This is a genomic window from Acinetobacter sp. YH12151 (assembly GCF_013418355.1).
GTDB lineage: Bacteria > Pseudomonadota > Gammaproteobacteria > Pseudomonadales > Moraxellaceae > Acinetobacter > Acinetobacter pseudolwoffii.
Genome location: NZ_VPCG01000093.1, coordinates 1 through 4,306 on the forward strand (window position 1 = coordinate 1; position 4,306 = coordinate 4,306).

Below are 4,306 nucleotides of genomic sequence, written 5' to 3' on the forward strand. Positions count from 1 at the left end.
CGACTCATGAGTGCTCGGTTATATGCGGGCCAATTGGTTGTGCGGTAGATTTTGTGTGTAGGCTTCTTCATTTGAAAATTATATCGCTGAAAAAGCCTTTACAGATAGGTTTGTGCAACAAAGCCCCCATAAACTACTAAATTAAAACCCGCTTAATGTACCTTACTAATTATCTTTTAAAAATGCAGCTCTTCTATCCGACACGGTTTTCCGTATAAATAGCCTTGATAGGTGTGACACCCCATACTCTGCAATAACGCGCGCTGGGCTTCTGTTTCAACACCCTCAGCTATGACTTGCAGTTCCATTGAGTTGGCTAATGTTATAACTGCCTGAGCGATGGCCCTATCATTACTGCTATTGATAATATCTCGAACAAACCCTTGGTCAATTTTCAACTGATTTATAGGCAATTGTTTTAAGTAGGATAAGGATGAATAGCCTGTACCAAAATCATCGATTGAAAAAGTCACGCCGTGCTGCTGCAACTCTTTCATCTTAGCTTTAACATCAGGAATGTTATTTGCGAGCAACGTTTCCGTAATTTCCAGCTTTAGCAACTGTGGATTTGCACCTGAGGTTTTCAATGGATTTAAAACAGTCTGAACAAAATTATCTTTGCTAAATTGAACTACGCTTATGTTAACCGCAATGCTTAGGTGTTGTTTTTCGGATTCTAAAGACCATTTTGCCAGAGTGGCGCAAGCTTCCTCTAGCACCCACTCACCAATCGGTACAATAAGACCTGTTTCCTCCGCTAATGGGATAAATTGCAGTGGCGACACCATGCCTTTTTCTGGGTGTATCCAGCGTAACAATACCTCAACACCAATACACTGCTTCAGGTGATTGACCTGTTTTTGATAGAAAAGTACAAATTGCTGGCTTTGTATTGCAGAGTATAAGTCGCTAATAATTGCTGCTCTTGAGCTTACTGCAACTTGCATTTGCGGGTCAAAAAACTGCACACCATTTCGGCCAGCATATTTAGCCTTGTACATAGCCATATCAGCTTGCTTTAACAAATCTTCTTTTGACAGATTTTCACTGTTAAAAAGTGTTACACCAATGCTTGCCGAACTATTGTAAGTTAGACCGTCAAGATTATATTCCCTTGTTAAATTACTCACGATTTTTTGTGCAAGTCTCTCAGCCTGGTTCGCTGCTAATGTTGGTTCATGACTTAAATCTGATGCCATAATAACAAACTCATCGCCGCCTAAACGCGCTACGGTATCACCTTGTCTCACTGAGTTGACAAGACGCTCAGCGACCTGACACAACAGCAAATCACCTTTATTATGACCAGCACTATCATTAAGGTTTTTAAAGTTATCTAAATCAAGAAAAAATAATGCTGAGAAGTTCCTTGTACGAACGCTATGATTTATAGCTCCCGTCAATCTGTCCAACAACAGACGTCGATTAGGTAGCAATGTTAATGGGTCATAAAATGCTAACTGGTGAATTTCATTTTCACGTTGTTTACGCTCAGTGATATCCCTGACAACACCGATAAAGTTAACTTCACCAGCCATTTGAACTTCAACTACACCAAGCTCGATTGGAAACATAGAACCATCTTTGCGCAAGGCCTCAAGCTCACGAATACGCCCAGTAATGTCACTGACACCACGTTCTATATAATTTGATAAGTAGCTATCGTGATGCTCTCGATGAGGTGACCCCATCAACATGCTAATATTTTTGCCAAGCGTTTCATCTTCCGTATAGCCGAAGATTTCCTGTGCGGCTTGGTTAAATGTCAGAATTTTACCACGACCATCAATAGTAATAATGCCATCAAGCAACCCTTCAACAACAGCTTCCATCTGCCTTGACTTATCACTAAGCGCTTTTTCTGCAATTATTTGGTCATTGATATCAAAGTGTGTACCCAATAACCATAGAGCTTTGCCATCATATGTCCTTGAAGAAATACGCCCTCTGGTGTTTATCCATTTCCATTCACCATTTTTGTGTTTCATACGAAGATTGGCTTCATATATGGGTATTAGGCCTGACATGTGCTTTTCAAGAATAGTTGCACAATAAGCCAGGTCATCAGGATGCGTTAGCCTTTCCCACGTGTATCTGTTTCCCGGTAATAACTCAGAAAGTGTGTAACCCAGTAATGCGGCCCATTCATCATTGATAATCAACTCGCCTGTTTGAATATTAAAATGCCATGTGCCTATATTGTTAGCGTCTATTACGGCCTTAAGTAAATTCTGACTGTTCCTTATGAGCTCTTCATCCTGTTTCTCTTTTGTAATATCTGTTTCAATTGCAATATAGCCGCTCAAACTACCACTTTCACTAAACAGCGGGTTACAAGCTATTCTCACCCAGTAGGAATTTTGCGCTTTTGAATAATTTACAACATCAACATTAAAGCCGTTCTGTTGAGCAAGCGCATCTCTCATTATTGCAACAGTGGCAGGATCAGTGTCGGGCCTTTGTAATAACTCCCCAGGCTTTTTACCCTGCATTTCTTCAATGCTATATCCTGTAAGAAAGGAGAAGGCTTCATTAATCCATATAATTCGACCTTTGACATCAGTTATTACCACACCATTGGTTGTCTGCCTTGCAACTTCAGAAAGGCGTCTTATTTCTGACTGCGCTTCAACTTGTGCAGAGGTATTACGAATGACCACTAATACTTCATTATCATCAATCTTTTTGTATCGGGCTTCGAACGATTGATTTGACTTTTCAAACGTGTAGTTATGATGAATCACATCGTTGTTACAAAAGGCTTGCTTGAGGCACTCTACGAGTTGATGACCTAGCTCATTGGGTAGTATCTCATGAACGGTACGCCCCAAAATCGCTTGTTGAGGTTTAAGTAAGTCAGGATGCTCTTTGCAAACCAAAAAACGAAAGTTTCGGTCAATAACAAATACCATATCAGGCAGTGTTGCCAGTATTGAGGTTGTTTTTGCCATGCCTTTTAAAAACTGCTCTTGAAGTCGAGCTTGATCTTCTTTGGCAATTTCATACTCAACCATGTCTGCAAATTCGCGCAGTTCTTGCTGCTCTTTTGCTGAAAAGTCTCTGGCCACGGAGTCAATGAGACATAGAGTGCCGATGGGTTGCCCACTTGTCTCTCGCAGCGGTGCACCCGCATAAAAACGAATATGCGGCGCGTGGGTTACTAAAGGATTTGACGAAAAGCGCTCATCTTTTGTTGCATCTGAAACAATTAAAATATCCTCATGCAATATCGCATGGCCACAAAATGAGATATCACGGCCTGTTTCACAAGCGTCAAGACCCACTTTAGATTTAAACCATTGCCGGTCACTATCCACCAAAGAGATAAGGCATATTGGCACTTTAAATACAGACGCTGCTAATCTTGTAATGCGGTCAAAGCGCTTCTCTGCTGGCGTATCCAGCAAATTAGTTCGCTGTAATGCAAGTAAACCAGCAGCTTCATCAACAGGGAATTCAGGTGCGTTCAAAACGTTACTCCAATAATTTGCTGCTTAATCGATTATTATCAATTGTACTGCAAGAATACACTGTTAAATGTTTTAGGCTTTCACTTGAAAGATTACCGCTTAAACCGTACTACCAGTTTATGAAGCTCATCAGCAATCTTGTTCAAATAAATAATCGTCTCTGAAAGCTGCATCGAGCTGTCATTACTTAAATCGGCAAGCGTTGAAATATTTACTATTTGCAGGTTAATGTCTTCAGTAACATGGGCTTGCTCTTCCACTGCTGCAGCCATTTGGGTCGACATAGAAGCGATTTGACCTATGGATTCTGAAATACCGCTTAACATTTTGCCGCTTTCAATAACATTAGAGAGTCCCTCTTCGGCATCAATAATAGCGCCTGCATCAGCGATTTTTACTGCATCACCTGCTCGATGAGTTAACTCGGTGACGATTGAGGTGGGCTGCATGGCACATGCACGTCGTAAATTTCATGAACTGCATGTGACCGGGAAAAGTCAGATCGCTGAACAGGCATTAGTGCTGATTCAGAAACTGTATGCCATAGAAGCAGAACTCAGGAAAAAGACCGATGGTACAGCAGAACATCGCCGCGAATATCGGCAAAAGCATAGTCAACCGGTGATGCAACAACTGTATGAATGGCTCAGCCAACATTATCTGACGGTGCCATCGAGTTCTCCAACTGCCAAGGCGATCAATTACAGCCGGCTTTGTTGCACAAACCTATCTGTAAAGGCTTTTTCAGCGATATAATTTTCAAATGAAGAAGCCTACACACAAAATCTACCGCACAACCAATTGGCCCGCATATAACCGAGCACTCATGAGTCGCG

The 4,306-nt window shown here is 41.4% G+C and carries 2 protein-coding genes and 1 pseudogene; 1 reads left to right on the top strand and 2 read right to left on the bottom strand.

Annotated features, from left to right (window positions below):
* Positions 1 to 176: 176 nt before the first annotated feature.
* Together FTU82_RS15735 and FTU82_RS15740 are read right to left on the bottom strand one after the other, a co-directional pair.
* Entirely contained in the window at positions 177 to 3,470 is a 3,294-nt protein-coding gene (locus FTU82_RS15735; protein WP_159138995.1) for an EAL domain-containing protein, read from the bottom strand.
* Between the two features lie 92 nt (positions 3,471 to 3,562).
* Positions 3,563 to 3,919, bottom strand: coding sequence for a methyl-accepting chemotaxis protein (locus FTU82_RS15740; protein WP_216070820.1), 357 nt, complete (start codon positions 3,917 to 3,919; stop codon positions 3,563 to 3,565).
* Between FTU82_RS15740 and FTU82_RS15745 the strand changes: the two are divergent.
* Positions 3,903 to 4,178, top strand: a pseudogene (locus FTU82_RS15745) (transposase); the annotation flags it as partial. The gene FTU82_RS15740 and the pseudogene FTU82_RS15745 sit on opposite strands and share 17 nt — an antisense overlap.
* Between the last annotated feature and the right edge of the window lie 128 nt (positions 4,179 to 4,306).

Excerpts from the sequence above, each read along its gene's own strand:
- FTU82_RS15740 (WP_216070820.1), bottom strand. The coding sequence starts at position 3,919 with ATGCAGCCCACCTCAATCGTCACCGAGTTAACTCATCGAGCAGGTGAT.